A 14665-nucleotide genomic window follows, 5' to 3' on the forward strand; every position below is an offset into this window, starting at 1 on the left:
GAAGCTTTACACCTGACTTAGTTTTGCGAAATTTTGCCCACTTGTGATTGTTCAAGTTCAATGGTAAGGTACTTGAATCAATGATTTTCAGTGGTGTTGTCGTTATTTGTCTTCTTTGAAAATCAGTCTTTGTGTGAATTTGTGCTACTAAATCAAGAAAAATGGTTTGAAAGAACTCGGTCGGCACCTGGTTTAATCGTCTTCCCAACTGAGAAAAGCTGATGGAATCAAGATTCGTTGTGTTCTGTAATTCTTCTGAAAAAATACAATCACTTAATGCACGTAAACTCTCTGTTTCATGGAGTTGCGCGTACAATAATAATTTCATAAACGAGGTCATGTGAAGCTTCTTTGTATAGTAATTTAATTGATAGTTTTTCACTTGTTCTTCAAATAAATCGGTAGAAATCGGTGAAAACCATTGTTCAAATGATGTTTTTCGTGTAATCTTATCCATGCGAGGATCCTTTATATTGGATTTGGATAGGTTACTACCACCAGACCATTATAAAGGATTTTTTTGTGTAATGGATAGAATGCAGAAAATTTAGATTAATTAAGTGTGATACGTTATTTTAATGCGACGCTAGTGAGTAGAATTATATTTCTTATATGCTTTTACAAATGGTTTAAAACTACTTGTAGCACTACTAAATAGAACAGTATTCTTCACTCTATGTACAGTTTCTTCTACTAATTTCTTCGCATCTGTTTGATTTCCAAGTAATATTAAACTATAAAGATACCATTCTTCTACATGATCACTTATCCATTTTTCTTTGTTTGCTAAACGGTGATTCATCCACTCTCTTCCGCCTTTCTCTTTTTGCTTACTATCACCATATATTACCTATCTTAACGAAAGAAAGATGGCTTGTCATTATTTGTTAGAATTTTTCTATTATAAAAATTTTCCGTAAAAAAAAGACTACTTCATCAATTTGAAGTAATCTATTCATGTGTATTTTTATTATTTAATGCTCCTTACCTGTAGGAAAATACGTATTGGTTTAGCTTGAGTCAAACCTTTTAAGGAAATATAATCCACCCCTGAATTTCGATAAGAAGCAATATCTTCTATTGAAATATGCCCTGAAGCTTCTGTTGTGACTGTTTCTGGAACGTGAACAATCCACTCTACAAGCTCTTCTGGGTTTCGGTTCATCAATTTAATAACATCTGATCCTGCCGCTAAGGCTTCTAACATTTGCTCCTTTGTATCTGCCTCTACTTCTACTTTAACCATATGTCCAACATTTTTCTTCACAGATTGAACAGCATTTGCAATTGAGCCTGCAAGAGTAATATGCGCTTTAGTAATAACGACTCCATCGGATAATCCAAAACGGTGATTATGTCCTCCACCAATCGTTACAGCGTATTGTTCCATTATTCTTAAACCAGGGGATGTTTCACCAGCATCACAAATTTTGGTATAACCGCTATTTAATTGATCAACTGCTTCTCGAGTCTTAGTAGCAATACCACTCATGCGTTGAACAAGCTGTAATATCACTCTTTGTCCTGACAACAAATCTCTAATATTTCCTTTTACTGTTGCAAGTTCTTGTCCTTTTTCGATAAGATCTCCATCATGAACATGTAGATTTATGGAAAGTGAGGGATTTAAGACAAAATATCCTGTTTTGATTATTTCCTCTCCGCAAAAAACCCCTGAATCTTCGGCAATAAAAGTTATCTCTCCCATTTGATTTTTAGAAAAAATAGCTTCTGTGGTTAAATCTTTCACACCAATATCTTCATTAAGCAGTAATTCCATTAGATTTCGCAATACTAATTGGTTCATTGCCAGACTCCTTCATTGTTTAGTTTTTATTAAACAGTATCCCCTATCTATTATTTACCTATAAATCCAATGAAAAAACATGAGGATAAGGAGACTTACTTATGTACACAGCTACATTCCTTTTTTAACTTATCAAAAAAGGGTATGCTCCTTTTTAGTCGCATACCCTATTCCTTACTTATTTGCTTTTTGTTTTACTTCTAAATGATAAGAGTATATTTCACTAGGACCAATGATGCGGAATCCTTTACCCTGAACATAATCAAACTTCAAATCTTCATTGATATGTTTTATAGTTAATGGATCAAGGTAAATAGTTAGTCCGTTATCCTCAAATTTTGTATCTTCTTCATTCGGGAAGTCTACAGCTAAGTCAAAATTATATACATAGCTACAACCTCCACTAAATATTGTACTTAATCGGTACCCAGCTCCTTTTGGAACTTCATATTGAAGAAATTTATCCTTTGCTGCATTTGTAATTGTTACCTTCATGCCTGTTCATCCCCTGTATACAAGTTAATTCTTTATACTATTCACTTCATTCATTGAGATTAAACCTTAACTAATAATATTAGAATAATCATTTTCAAATGAAAGTGCAAAGCTCCAGCTTATAAGACTGGAAGATAAAAATAAAAAAACTTTAGAAACATACTTTCTAATGATTACAATATTTCTTCAAAATATACAGTTTGCCTTAACAGTTTATGAATACCAGTTTTTTGCAATATCACCATTCTGATCCTTCTATAAAAAGAACAGCTTATTTACATTTCACTTGGAGCATTTATACCAAGTAATCTTAACCCTTCTTTTAAAACAATCGTTACTGCATATACTGTCATTAGTCTTGCTTGTTTTTCTTTTACATTATCTAATATTCTTACTTGTGCATAATATTTATTGAATACTTTTGCTAAATCAAGCAAATATTTTGCGATTAAAGATGGATCATACATTTCCATGGCTTTATTCACATACTCTGGAAATTCCCTTAATGCTTTAACTATTTGGAAACTCTCTATATCCCATATTAATGAAGGAGAGTCATCTGTTTCAACAAAATTGCCTTTGCGCAGTAAGGAACAAGCTCTTGCATGTGTATATTGAATATAAGGTCCTGTTTCTCCTTCAAACTTCAACATATCTTCTAATGAAAACTCCACATCATTTGAGCGGTAATTTTTCAAATCATGAAATAGGACTGCTCCTACTCCCACTTGTTTTGCTATCTCTTCTTTGTTAGGTAAATTAGGATTCTTTTGCTCTATATTTTGTTTGGCCATTGCAATAGCTTCATCTAGAACCTCTTCTAGTAATACTACTTTTCCTTTTCTTGTAGACATTTTCTTTCCATCTTTTAGCATCATTCCAAATGGAATATGTGCCATTCCTTCTGCCCAATTGTATCCCATTTTTTGTAACACCTGAAAAAGCTGTTTAAAATGAAGGGTTTGTTCATTCCCCACCACATAAAGACTTTTAACAAATTGATAATTTTCTTGCCGATAAATGGCAGCTGCTAAGTCACGCGTAGCATATAGTGTGGAACCATCTCTTTTTTTGATTAAACAAGGAGGAAATTCTTCTAATTCAACTACTTTTGCACCATCTGATTCTACTAGTAATTGTTTGTCTTCTAGAAGTTCCACTACCTTATTCATTTTATCATTGTAAAATGCCTCACCGTGATCCGAGTCAAATGTTATTCCTAATAGTGTATAAATCTTTTGGAATTCCTTTAGAGATTCTGTGCGGAACCAATCCCATAATTGAAGGGCTTCTTCGTTTCCATCTTCTAAATATTTGAACCACTTTCTTCCTTCATCATTTAAAGCTGGATCTAGCTCGGCTCTTTCATGAAATAATACATATAGCTTAAGCAGTTCTTTAATTGGGTTTTCTTTAACCTTTTCTTCCTCTCCCCATAGTCGATAAGCTACTATTAGCTTTCCAAATTGAGTACCCCAATCACCGAGATGATTAATTCTAAATGGAGTATAACCATTTTTTTCTGCAATATGTGCAATAGCATTGCCAATAACCGTTGATCGTAAATGTCCCATTGAAAATGGTTTAGCAATATTAGGAGAGGATAAATCGATGGTTATCACACCATTACCAGTTTGAACATTTCCATAATCAGACTTTTTCTCCACTATCTCGCTAAGAACCTCCGAAATCAATTTTTCTTTATGAAAATACAGGTTAACATAACCCCCGACCACTTCTACTTTTTCAATATGTGGAGATTGTATTCTTTTTGCTAAGTCCTCTGCAATCTTTTGTGGTGCCATTCGTAATTGTTTAGCAAGGGAAAAACATGGGAAGGCTACATCTCCTAAATGCTCGTGTTTTGGCTTTTCTAATAGTAATTCTATTTCAGTTAAACTTATATCGATGGGCAGTTGATTCTTCATACTTTCAGCTATTTCCTTTTTCCAATTCATCACTCATTCTCCTTTCAAAATAAAAAAAGCCCTCACCTCTTCTAATTGAAAGAGGCGAGAGCTTATTATCCCGCGGTACCACTCTAATTGTTATGTATCATAACCACTTAATAAACTGATAACGGCAGTAACCGGTTACTCCTAATGAATTTCAGAATAACATCTCCAAAGTGCGTTTCTCCAATATTTCTGCATTAGGCTCTCACCAACCCTAATTCGCTTTAACAGTTGTTATTAGATACTCTCTTTATCGTCGATTTTCATTTTTTCTTATTATACCTATAGATCTTTATAATTGCCACTATTTCTTGAAAAAATTAGGATGTTGCTTCATTCCTTTTCTTTACATATAGTATCAAAAAGGAGGTGAATAATGATGAATATTGGACGAAGAGTTACTAGGGCACATGTTGTTGTTCCTCCAGTTATGGTAGGTGCACCAGTATTCGGTCATGGAGCAATAGGAGTAGGTGCAGTTCCCTTAGGTTCTCTTTCAGCAGCTTCCAGTTATACTGCAGGAAATCCAATAACCATGAACCCTTTTCAGCATAATCCACAAACAGGTTCTTACCAGCCTTTCAGTCAACCAATAAATAATCCCTACACACTTCCTTTTCCAGCAAAAAATAATTTTCCACCAATTCCAACATACGGGTATCATCCTTATTATTAAAGAAGAAAATTCTACAGAATAAAGACGACTCGTGAGGATGTGGTTTTTTCTGTGTCTAACAGCCTTTATTAATAATCAAACCCTTAAGAGCTACTAAAGGATTCGCTTTTATCAGTTGGAGAATTAGATGAAGGACCAGATCAGAGAAATAACCGGAGATAATCCCCTTATATTTCTGTAAATTTGATGATAAGCCAACAACAATTATTTTGACACGATAGAGAAGTTTTCCCTTCTTCGCTGTAAGGTTTTGGGAAACCAAGGGATTAGACCAGTGTTTTCTTTTATATAAAATGAGCTCTAAGTTTTCACTTAGAGCCACTTTCATCCTCTTAATTTTCCACTATATTAGAAGGATTGTCTTTTTTTCTCCAAGTAAGAAATGTTATTACTAAGCCACCTAGAGAAACGATGATGCCTGCAATATATCCTACTAAGCTAGCAGTACTACTCTCTGGACTTGTATTTCCATTCATATTTCCAGGGAATTCTCCATTCATTCCATTTGGAGGTGTCATCTGATTCTGTCCTTCTGTTGAAGTAGTAGTATCTTCTGAAGAGCTATCCGTTGTCGTACTGCTATCACTACTACTTTCTGTATCAGTTGAGCTTTGTGAACTGCTGCTAGTACTTCCTTGCATAGTAGGCGGTTGCCCCGTCATTTCCATTCTTTGACTTGGTTCCTCTGTATTAAAATTAGATACTACTCCTATTGTAGATTGTGCTAGCAAGAAAACCATTGCTATTGTACTAATTAAATATTGTAATTTCTTCATGTTAATCTCTCCTATCTATAATGTATTTTTATTATGATAGGATTAGCTTAACTTTTTCTTAACTTTTTCTCTCTTTATAAAAAAATATAAAATATTTAGATTTTTATTTTATTGGTATCCAAATTTCTGAGTAGTAGTTTTCATTAGTTGGATTTCCCATGGAATAGAACTCAAATGATATATTTCCAGATTGTTGGTAGTTGTTGGTTGGCAGCCACTCAGAATATATTTGTTTCCAAACTTTTTGCATGCTATGCGGCATTGGACCATGCACTTCAAAGATCGCCCATTTCGTACTAGGTATTTCCATCCTTTGATAGAGATGATTACTAGATTTCGTGCTAGAAACAGCTACCCAGTAATCCATGTCATCTTTTTTATCCACACAAACTCCTAGAATTCCTTTTAGCTCGCCGTTATTCCACGTAATCAAATCATCTGTCGTACCATTGCTATTTACTTCCTCCCAAAGCTTAGGAATTTCCCGTAAATTTTCATCCTCCTTAAAGGAGTAACTACGCTTAATACCAATTATAGAAAATCCTTCTTTCTCCACCATTCTTACTTTCATCGGCTCTGCTCCTTTCAATTGGACTTGAATGACTAGCGGATTATATACTTGCAGACTGCCAATTCCTTTCCTAGTATCACTAGGTGTCACACCATGCTGCTTTCGATAAGCTTTTGTGAATGCTTCAGGAGTTTCATATCCATATTTAAATGCTATTTCAATGATTTTCTCCTTTCCATGTAATAAATCATTACCAGCTAACGTTAAGCGCCTTCTTCTAATATACTCTCCTAAAGTAACATCTGTTAGAATAGCAAATGTTCGTTGAAAGTGAAAAGAAGAAACATTTGCTTTTCTTGCAATTTCTTCTGTCTCAAGCTCTTTCGTGAGATTACTTTCTATAAAGGAAAGTGCCTGCTGTAATCCTTCTAGCCAAGTCATTTTATCACGTCCTTATGATTATATTACTAAATATCAACCATGCTTCCCTGTCTTTGTATGCTCGATAATGACAAGTTTTTATATACATTTATTCCATTATAACAATAAAAGGAAGTATCAAGGCATGGATTTTCCACCTTAAATACTCCCCTTTATCCTACCTTTATCGAGAATGCGTAACTCGGAATTCCTTGTTCCCACTTTGCATAAATCATATAAACATATTTCCCTTGTTTTATTGTGGTGCATATATACGATTACTTTCTACGATAACCATTTCTTCTTCCCCATCTTCATAGACTTCTGCTACTTTTAATGATCCTTGACATGGTTTTTTATTAAAGTCTATCGTAATAGCAGCATTTGGCTCTACTATCACCGTACCCATTGATAATCCTATTTCCCAACCCGATTCATAAACATAATCCACTCATGTTCCTCTAAAAGAGCCCTTCCAACAATTCGATCCTATCGCAGTTGGGATTATCATAGAATTCCAACTAACTTTTGGTTTTGGTGATTTTGATAGATAAAGAAAATCAACAGTAATCCATATAAACAAAATATAAAATACAATTGCAAGAAACACCTTAAACATATTACTGTTCATTTCCACCCTTCAAGTACTCATGTAACTTAACTTTTATTATAAAATGTTTTATTCTACAAAACCTTAATCACCACCACCGCCTCCTCCTCCGCAATCTCCACCACCTGAGAAATCTCCGCCTCCAAAAGAGTTTCCACAGTCATTTCCATTGTCAGAATAAGAAGCACTAGAGGATTCTCCGCCAGAATAAAAAGAACGATGATTGTGGTTAGCTCTATGACGATTACTATACTCTTTTTTCCCATTAGAATGAGAGTTTACTAGTGCTAATACGATAATTACAGCAAAAAACAACACGAAAATGATCATCATAACTATTCCCCCTTACATTTTTTGTTAACTGTATTACGAAGAATGTTAGATAAAGTTTCATGATTTTGAATATTAAGCAGAAAAAAAGCCGAAAAAGGTATTCTTTTTCGACTAACTCTTTTTAAAAGGGGTTCTTCGCTTTTATTTTTTTTACTAAGCCTGGATTTTTTTTACTTATGAAAAAGAGTATTGCAGTTACAATGACAATAATTACTATTAAAGAAATGGGATTTATATTGGTGGAAAACACACCGAATGGGATTAAACAGAGAATAAAAAAGTAAACAAAGTTTCCGATCGCTGTACCGATCGTAAATGGGCGAATAGAAATATTACTAATCCCTGCCATTATATTTAATATACTAGTAGGAAAAAAAGGAAATATTCTTCCGTATAGTACATAACTCATTCCCTTTTCTTCTATTCTATCTAATATTTCTTGATGCTTTTTAACCTTTGAAACTACCCAATCCTGAAACCAAAATCTCACTGCCATAAAAATAATGAGTCCAGCAATAATACTAGAAAACCAGCTCCATAAAAAGCCATAAAGAAATCCAAAGGAATAATAATTCAATGTAATAACTAAAATTAATGGAATTATAGTAAAACTATTCTGCACAATCATTAACAATAAGCTAATTAAAAGTGCATAAGTTATATTATCTTTAAATACAGAAGAGATTTCCTCTACTTCCCCTTTGCGGATTGCCTCAAAAATATTTGTATAATGAAAGAATAATATAAAGACTGTAATCACCACTAAGAATGTAAATGGCTTCCAAAAATGTTTAATAAGCAATCACCTTTTTCATATTTATATGAAACAACTTGTAATAATGTACCTTACAAATTATCTATTTTACTACAGTTTTTACCCATTTTGCGTTTTATTATTACTCTTAATATTCAATATGTTGCAAATCTTTCATTCTATTAACAAGTTGATGAATTCTAACTACTACATTGTGATAAGGGTATAATGAGTAATAAAGATTGGAGGAGTAAAATGATGAATACATTTATAGAAGAGGTTTTAGAATCTGGACATAAGATTTTTATCTTACAAACACCATACCAATCTGTTGTGATTTCCATCCCTAAATTAAACTGGTCAACAGAGATTAGTCTTTCTCTCTGTGAAGAAAGCAAATATGATCATATTCTTAGCTCTTTAATTTTTCAAATGTATGAAGGGAATTGCACGCAACTCACTCAGCAAATTCTTCCTCTCATTCATACTAATAACACACTTAAACAATTTACCTATAACTAAAATGTTGCTAAGTTTTTACGGTGTCGTTAAAATACATAGAGATAGTAGAAACAAATAAAGGAGTTTTTTCTTTGGATTATCTTTTTACAAGTGAAAGATTAGGCTTTCGCTTATTATCGTTGACTGATATAGATGCCTGCGAAACATTTTGGGGCAATGAAGATGTGATGAAGTATTGTGGAGGAGCTACTGCTTCTGAGCTACTACCTCAGGTGCTTGATTTTTATCAGCAATGCCAAGTAGAGCATGGACTTTCCGTATATGCAGTTGTACATTTAGAAACACAGGAAGTTATTGGTGCTGCTGGCTTTAATATAGAGGATTCAATAGACGAAGTGGAGCTTATCTTTCATTTCAAAGAAAATCACTGGGGGCAAGGATTTGCAACAGAAGCAGCAATCGCTTGCTTAATACATGCCAGAGATAGTGGTAAAGTAAAAAAAGTAGTTGCTTCATCTAGTATTGCAAATCAACCTTCCTTACAAGTATTAGGCAAGATAGGTTTCCAATATGTTGGCATTAAGTATTTTGATGATACAGAGCAGGAAGAAGCTTATTTCGAGCTTGGGTTATAGAACTCCAGCTATGTGAGTAAATGGGTGGTTTTCTTTATTGCATAAAGCCTTGTGACTGGCCAAACTCTAAAAAGCTACTGAAGAGTACGCCAATTGTACTACTAAATAAGGGCCACCTTCTTCGTACTTCATTACCTACAAACAGATTGCGATACTCCATAACAGCCATTGTTCCGTATAGCCGATTTGCATCTTTCGGTTGAAGAATGAGGAAAAGAACCCACTCAGATAAATAGCCGGAGAATATTCCCTTATTTCGTTCACTACCAGGAAAACAGCTTCAATAGACGGAGAAATTCCGGCTATTTGCTTAAAATACATGAAATAAGACCCTTTTTTCTTACTTAACCGGAAATTCTCCGCTTATTATGCTTGAAAATAAGATTCTATCTGCATTTAACCGGAATTTGTCCGCTTATTCTTCTCATTCCACCCTATTCTATTCAATATGAACCAAAAATTATTTATTTTTAGCATCATAAGGAAGTTTTTTAATATCACGGTGTAAGGTCATTGGAACCCCATGCATAGTCTAGGGTTTCTTTACTAGAACAAAAAGACAAAGAACTAACGGTTCTTTGCCTTTTATCATACTTATTTTTCCTATCTGTTTTTTCGCCTTTCGTACACTGATTCAATAGCTACATTTATTACTATTCTAATTTGATCTTCTATAGGTTTGTTCTTACAACTACTTGTTATTTCTTCTAGTATCTTTTTTGTCAATAAATGATTTCGTGTTATAGGCTGTACGATGGAATACCATTGCTCCATGTGCATCACTTTATCAATCGTGATTACTAGTTTTTATTTTCAATGTTACCTTGAATAAATCGCCATCTGTATCAATAATTAAAGATCCTGCATGCAAATCTACTATAGACTTAGCTATAGCCAAGCCAAGACCGGAACCTTCTGTATTTCTAGACGTGTCACCTCTTTTAAAGCGTTCAAATAGTTCATCCATATGGTCATCTAACTCATATTTTGATATATTTTTAAATTGCATCACTGCATAGTCTTGTTCCAGCTTGAGTGAAATATAAACTCTTGTATTTTCTAACGAATACTTTAATATATTCCCTATTAAATTATCAAAAACTCTCCACATTTTCTGTCCATCTACATAGGAGTATATAGCATCTTCTTGCTGACTTACTTTAAATTCCAAAGTGGAAGCATTAATATTTTCATCATATTCTCCTAATGCCTGTTGTAAAAGTTGGACAAGATTTATTTTTTCTCGCTTTAGTTCTATGTTTCCACTAGCCATTTTAGAAACTTCAAAGAGATCATCTATCAACACTTTTAATCGTTGAGATTTTCTATCAATAATTGTTAGATATCCTTCTCGTTCTTCTGCAGATAACTGCTGATTTTTCAGTAAATCTGTATAATTTATGATAGATGTTAATGGTGTTCGTAAATCATGGCTAACATTTGTAATTAATTCTGTTTTTAAACGCTCACTTTTTACTTGAGCATTTTGTGAAACAATCACTCCATTTTTTAATATATTGATATTCTCTAGTAGCTGTTTCAAATCTCTATCTTTCATTTCATTTATTTCTTTTGGATTATCTCCAGTTGCTATCAAATTAGAATACTTTAACACTTTTTCTAAATCTCTAGCCTTCTTTACAATGGATATTAAAATTGGGATTATTAAGAAGATATAGAGTAAAAAATATATTACCATCATTTCAAAAGGTAAACTCATTAAAGTAAATAGTAATGCAATAGCTAATACGAAAACACTAAATAAAGTTCTACTAGTTAAGGTTTTATCCGCTAGTAAAGCGTGCACTCTATATGTAGTTATCTGCATGATTTTATAAGCAAATGTACTTTTCCATAGCTCTTTTACACTTCTTTTTTCTCTATTAAGATAAAAATATATAGCCTGAAATACGAACAAATTCATTGTGCCGAATGAGACTATATATAATCCTATAATATCACTTAGCACTTGAAGTTGATTTGATATATATAATATTAATTGATCACCTGAATGTATTGCTAATATTAGTGCTAGAATAAAAGTAGTGATAAATATAACAGCTCTTATATCTACTGGTATTCTCATATACCAAGTGCCAACTGTTGATTTTTTTAATAATCGGCGATACCGTATAGTCACAAAACAAAAAATGACTAGAGATGCTAATGCAGCTATACTATATATTCCTATTATTTGTTTCTCTTTTTCAAAAGCTGCTATTTCACTTTTTAGTTCTGTTCGTTCAGAAAATTGTTTAGGAACAGTTATATATCCTTCTAAATGACCATCATTTGCATTAGAATCATTTTCACTATCATAGACTGGCTCTGCTTCATCACTGTACCAGAGTAAACTCCAATTAATTTTCTCTAAAATTTCATTAGGGTTATACTCTAAATAATATTCTTTTATATATGCCTGATTCTCTGATTCTTGTGATTCTGTTTTAGAAATATTTGTGTATTCTTTGCCAGTTGCAGTGTTCTTGAAATAGTAATGAAAAGTGCTATTTAATGTATAATTATACTTTTTTCCATCCTGTAAATCCTGATAGTAGCTTTGAAGCTGTTCTTCTTTTTCCTTTCTGACTTTATCACTTACATATTCTTTGTCCTCAAAGTTTTTCGTAATTTCTATAATTTTAGCATCTCTTTCTGCTATATACTTTTCTTCTTCCTCTTTCTTATCATTAAGTCTAGCCTCTTGAATTTTCTCCTCATATTGTCCATTTATATTTGTAATTTGCTCAGCCAAAGTTCCATAATAGTATTGATATGCTTTTATTTCTTCGTCGCTTACTGTAATATTCTTTTTAACCTCTTCTATCGGCACGTAGTTTAATTCATAGTTTTTCAGATATTCTTCAAACTGCTCCACTTTTTCATAAAATCTCGATGTTTGAAAGTAATCTGTATATCCATATTGATTTACCCATGTAATCATTAGAGAAATACTACTTAAACCATAAGTCAAAAGCATGACCCACAGCACAAATAAGGTTCTATTTTTCCATTTTGTAGCCAATGCCCCACACCACCTTTAGAAATCTTGGATTTTTCGGATCGATTTCAATCTTTTCTCGAATTTTTCTAATATGTACTGCCACTGTGTTTTCTGCATTATAGCTAGGCTCTTTCCATACTGCCTCGTAAATTTCTTGAATGGAGAATACTCTGCCAGCATTTTTCATTAACAAAGCTACAATTTTGTACTCAAGGGGAGTTAATTTAATATATTCCCCATTCATGGTTACTTCTTTTGCTTCTGGATTTAGTACTAATTCATGCAAATCTATTATTTTTTGTATTCCATCATATGTTCCAAGAGTGACATATCTTCTTAATTGAGATTTCACTCTTGCTAGCAGTTCCATTGGATTAAATGGCTTTGTTATATAATCATCTGCTCCAATCTGTAATCCTAAAATTTTATCTGTATCCTCACTTTTTGCACTTAAAATAATAATGGGAATATTTTTTTGTTCCCGAATTTTATATGTGGCTGATATTCCATCTAACTTAGGCATCATAATATCTAACAAAATAAGATGTACGGTTTGTTCTTTTAAGATTTCTAAAGCTTTTACTCCATCTCTTGCTTTTATTACTTTCATTCCCTCATTTTTCAAATAAATTTCAATGGCGTCTCTAATTTCTTGGTCATCATCCACCACTAAAACATTATAATTCTCCACTTAGACACCTCTTTTTCACTTGATGTTTCTATCATAATGAATAAATCTTAATGAATAGAAAGGAAATTTCTTAAGAATTTCTTAATATTTTTCTCGTCACACTAATTCTTTATTGTAGCAAAAAAGCATGATAAGGAGACACATAAGTTTTTTAGGGATACTGCTAGATAAGAATTTTTTAAAATTGGAAAAATATTATCTATCATTTTTCACCTATTATTCCTATCTACTAATCCCTTAACATTGTTTTCTCGTTATAATAGGTGTATGGTTGTGTTAGATACATTCTTTGAATAAATACATGAGATTAAGACTACAAAAGGAAGTTATGTTATGAAAAAACCTATTTTATTTACTATTATGGCTCTATTTCTTGTTTGTTTGAATTTAAGAATTAGCATTGTTTCCATTTCACCTGTATTAGAGTCCATCCGTCATGATTTGCAATTAAGTAATGGAATCATTAGTTTACTTACTTCTATCCCAGTTATTTGTATGGGTCTTTTTGCTTTTGTTGCTACTAGTATTAGCAACCGCTTTGGTATAGAAAAAACAATTGGCTATTCCCTTATTATTATCGGAGTAGCAACTGCTCTAAGAGTATTTGCACATTCTCCATTCATTCTGCTTTTAACCGCATTTTTAAATGGCATTGGGATTGCTATTGCTGGTCCTCTTATTTCTGGTTATATTAAGAAAAATTTCCCGAGTAGAATAGGAATGATGATCGGAGTCTATACTGTCGCAATGGGAATTGGCTCTTCTATTTGTGCTGGTCTAATGGTTCCACTTACTAACTCTCTATCCCATTCTTGGGAGCTTTCATTAGCAAGTTGGAGTATTTTTGCAGTAATAGGATTTGCTGCATGGTTTCCCATTTTGAAAAAAGCAAATAGCATTCATATACCAACAAAATTTAAACAGGTAACAAAAATGCCTCTGCATAATAAAAAGGCATGGTTATTCACCCTTATATTTGGGCTCCAATCTGGAATTTACTACTGCTTGAGTACATGGCTAGCTCCAATGGTACAATCTATGGGCTTTACAGAAGCTCAGTCAGGGACACTAATTACCGTATTTTCTATCGTTCAAGTTATCTTTTCTTTTGTTGTTCCTATATTGGCTGATATATACTTTACGGAGAAGTCTTGGCTCTTGGGCTGTACCTTCATTGTTCTAGTTGGCTTACTCATCCTAATATTCGATATAACAAATCCATGGATAGCTACCATGATACTCGCAGTAGGTCTTGGTGGAATGTTTCCATTGGCACTTTCCTTGCCACTTCATGCCACAACAACAGCACAAGATGCAAGTGCTTGGACTTCAATGATGCAAGGTTTTGGATATATTCTTAGTGCTTTTATTCCTTGGATTGCAGGTATAACAAGAGATCTTATTCCATATGACAAGCAAATCTTTATCATGATTTTTATCCTTAGTTTGATTATGTTTGTCACCATTCTAAGCTGGAAAACAGAAAAGAACGTTCTATCCTATCAAACGTCAGCGTAATAAGAAGAAGAGCCCATC

The 14665-nt window shown here is 33.1% G+C and carries 17 protein-coding genes and 1 other annotated feature; of the genes, 4 read left to right on the forward strand and 13 right to left on the reverse strand.

The window, feature by feature from the left end:
* From F9279_RS03425 to argS, 5 genes are all read right to left on the reverse strand, one after another.
* Positions 1 to 457, reverse strand: a 457-nt coding sequence (locus tag F9279_RS03425) for a DUF4372 domain-containing protein (protein WP_152111397.1), incomplete at its 3' end; no start/stop codon positions are given.
* Between the two features lie 129 nt (positions 458 to 586).
* Positions 587 to 802: a hypothetical protein gene (locus tag F9279_RS03430; protein WP_152111398.1), complete on the reverse strand. Its 216-nt coding sequence runs from the start codon at positions 800 to 802 to the stop codon at positions 587 to 589.
* A gap of 168 nt (positions 803 to 970) precedes the next feature.
* Complete coding sequence (gene nadC, locus F9279_RS03435) at positions 971 to 1807, reverse strand: carboxylating nicotinate-nucleotide diphosphorylase (RefSeq protein ID WP_152111399.1); 837 nt, start codon at positions 1805 to 1807, stop codon at positions 971 to 973.
* A 174-nt stretch (positions 1808 to 1981) separates the two neighbouring features.
* Positions 1982 to 2302: a HesB/IscA family protein gene (locus F9279_RS03440; RefSeq protein WP_152111400.1), complete on the reverse strand. Its 321-nt coding sequence runs from the start codon at positions 2300 to 2302 to the stop codon at positions 1982 to 1984.
* Positions 2303 to 2577: 275 nt separating this feature from the next.
* On the reverse strand, positions 2578 to 4260 hold the full coding sequence (gene argS, locus F9279_RS03445; RefSeq protein WP_152111401.1) for an arginine--tRNA ligase: 1683 nt from the start codon (positions 4258 to 4260) through the stop codon (positions 2578 to 2580).
* 47 nt (positions 4261 to 4307) lie between these two features.
* Positions 4308 to 4523, reverse strand: a binding site (T-box leader).
* Positions 4524 to 4636: 113 nt separating this feature from the next.
* Here argS and F9279_RS03450 point away from each other — a divergent pair.
* Positions 4637 to 4933, forward strand: coding sequence for a hypothetical protein (locus tag F9279_RS03450; RefSeq protein ID WP_226793177.1), 297 nt, complete (start codon positions 4637 to 4639; stop codon positions 4931 to 4933).
* Between the two features lie 332 nt (positions 4934 to 5265).
* Here F9279_RS03450 and F9279_RS03455 read toward each other — a convergent pair whose 3' ends face one another.
* The 5 genes from F9279_RS03455 to F9279_RS03475 all read right to left on the reverse strand — a co-directional run bounded on the left by F9279_RS03455 (position 5266) and on the right by F9279_RS03475 (position 8343).
* A complete protein-coding gene (locus tag F9279_RS03455; protein ID WP_152111403.1) occupies positions 5266 to 5709 on the reverse strand; it encodes a hypothetical protein in 444 nt (147 codons plus the stop codon).
* A gap of 103 nt (positions 5710 to 5812) precedes the next feature.
* On the reverse strand, positions 5813 to 6661 hold the full coding sequence (locus F9279_RS03460; RefSeq protein ID WP_152111404.1) for an AraC family transcriptional regulator: 849 nt from the start codon (positions 6659 to 6661) through the stop codon (positions 5813 to 5815).
* A gap of 235 nt (positions 6662 to 6896) precedes the next feature.
* A complete protein-coding gene (locus F9279_RS03465) occupies positions 6897 to 7091 on the reverse strand; it encodes a hypothetical protein (protein ID WP_152111405.1) in 195 nt (64 codons plus the stop codon).
* A 243-nt stretch (positions 7092 to 7334) separates the two neighbouring features.
* Complete coding sequence (locus F9279_RS03470) at positions 7335 to 7583, reverse strand: hypothetical protein (RefSeq protein WP_152111406.1); 249 nt, start codon at positions 7581 to 7583, stop codon at positions 7335 to 7337.
* Between the two features lie 121 nt (positions 7584 to 7704).
* Positions 7705 to 8343, reverse strand: coding sequence for a TVP38/TMEM64 family protein (locus F9279_RS03475; protein WP_193224428.1), 639 nt, complete (start codon positions 8341 to 8343; stop codon positions 7705 to 7707).
* A 249-nt stretch (positions 8344 to 8592) separates the two neighbouring features.
* Here F9279_RS03475 and F9279_RS03480 point away from each other — a divergent pair, with 249 nt between their 5' ends.
* Together F9279_RS03480 and F9279_RS03485 are read left to right on the forward strand one after the other, a co-directional pair.
* Entirely contained in the window at positions 8593 to 8859 is a 267-nt protein-coding gene (locus F9279_RS03480; RefSeq protein ID WP_193224429.1) for a YueH family protein, read from the forward strand.
* 71 nt (positions 8860 to 8930) lie between these two features.
* Positions 8931 to 9434 carry a GNAT family N-acetyltransferase gene (locus tag F9279_RS03485; protein ID WP_152111409.1) on the forward strand — a complete coding sequence of 168 codons (504 nt, stop codon included), beginning with the start codon at positions 8931 to 8933 and terminating at the stop codon, positions 9432 to 9434.
* 34 nt (positions 9435 to 9468) lie between these two features.
* Here the strand turns inward: F9279_RS03485 and F9279_RS25890 are convergent, their stop codons facing one another.
* From F9279_RS25890 to F9279_RS03495, 3 genes are all read right to left on the reverse strand, one after another.
* Complete coding sequence (locus tag F9279_RS25890) at positions 9469 to 9594, reverse strand: hypothetical protein (RefSeq protein ID WP_264298218.1); 126 nt, start codon at positions 9592 to 9594, stop codon at positions 9469 to 9471.
* A gap of 627 nt (positions 9595 to 10221) precedes the next feature.
* Positions 10222 to 12459, reverse strand: coding sequence for a sensor histidine kinase (locus F9279_RS03490; protein ID WP_152111410.1), 2238 nt, complete (start codon positions 12457 to 12459; stop codon positions 10222 to 10224).
* A complete protein-coding gene (locus F9279_RS03495; RefSeq protein ID WP_152111411.1) occupies positions 12437 to 13129 on the reverse strand; it encodes a response regulator transcription factor in 693 nt (230 codons plus the stop codon). Before F9279_RS03495 ends, F9279_RS03490 begins: the two co-directional genes overlap by 23 nt.
* A 333-nt stretch (positions 13130 to 13462) precedes the next feature.
* Between F9279_RS03495 and F9279_RS03500 the strand changes: the two genes are divergently transcribed.
* Entirely contained in the window at positions 13463 to 14647 is a 1185-nt protein-coding gene (locus F9279_RS03500; RefSeq protein WP_152111412.1) for a CynX/NimT family MFS transporter, read from the forward strand.
* The last annotated feature ends 18 nt before the right edge of the window (positions 14648 to 14665 follow it).

Source organism: Bacillus sp. B1-b2 (assembly GCF_009183415.1).
Taxonomy (GTDB): Bacteria; Bacillota; Bacilli; order Bacillales; family Cytobacillaceae; genus Niallia.

What these genes read in the sequence shown, in the direction of transcription:
- F9279_RS03430 (WP_152111398.1), bottom strand. Translation starts at nt 802, where the DNA reads ATGAATCACCGTTTAGCAAACAAAGAAAAATGGATAAGTGATCATGTA.
- nadC (WP_152111399.1), bottom strand. Translation starts at nt 1,807, where the DNA reads ATGAACCAATTAGTATTGCGAAATCTAATGGAATTACTGCTTAATGAA.
- F9279_RS03440 (WP_152111400.1), bottom strand. Translation starts at nt 2,302, where the DNA reads ATGAAGGTAACAATTACAAATGCAGCAAAGGATAAATTTCTTCAATAT.
- argS (WP_152111401.1), bottom strand. Translation starts at nt 4,260, where the DNA reads ATGAATTGGAAAAAGGAAATAGCTGAAAGTATGAAGAATCAACTGCCC.
- F9279_RS03450 (WP_226793177.1), top strand. Translation starts at nt 4,637, where the DNA reads ATGAATATTGGACGAAGAGTTACTAGGGCACATGTTGTTGTTCCTCCA.
- F9279_RS03455 (WP_152111403.1), bottom strand. Translation starts at nt 5,709, where the DNA reads ATGAAGAAATTACAATATTTAATTAGTACAATAGCAATGGTTTTCTTG.
- F9279_RS03460 (WP_152111404.1), bottom strand. Translation starts at nt 6,661, where the DNA reads ATGACTTGGCTAGAAGGATTACAGCAGGCACTTTCCTTTATAGAAAGT.
- F9279_RS03470 (WP_152111406.1), bottom strand. Translation starts at nt 7,583, where the DNA reads ATGATGATCATTTTCGTGTTGTTTTTTGCTGTAATTATCGTATTAGCA.
- F9279_RS03480 (WP_193224429.1), top strand. Translation starts at nt 8,593, where the DNA reads ATGATGAATACATTTATAGAAGAGGTTTTAGAATCTGGACATAAGATT.
- F9279_RS25890 (WP_264298218.1), bottom strand. Translation starts at nt 9,594, where the DNA reads ATGGAGTATCGCAATCTGTTTGTAGGTAATGAAGTACGAAGAAGGTGG.
- F9279_RS03500 (WP_152111412.1), top strand. Translation starts at nt 13,463, where the DNA reads ATGAAAAAACCTATTTTATTTACTATTATGGCTCTATTTCTTGTTTGT.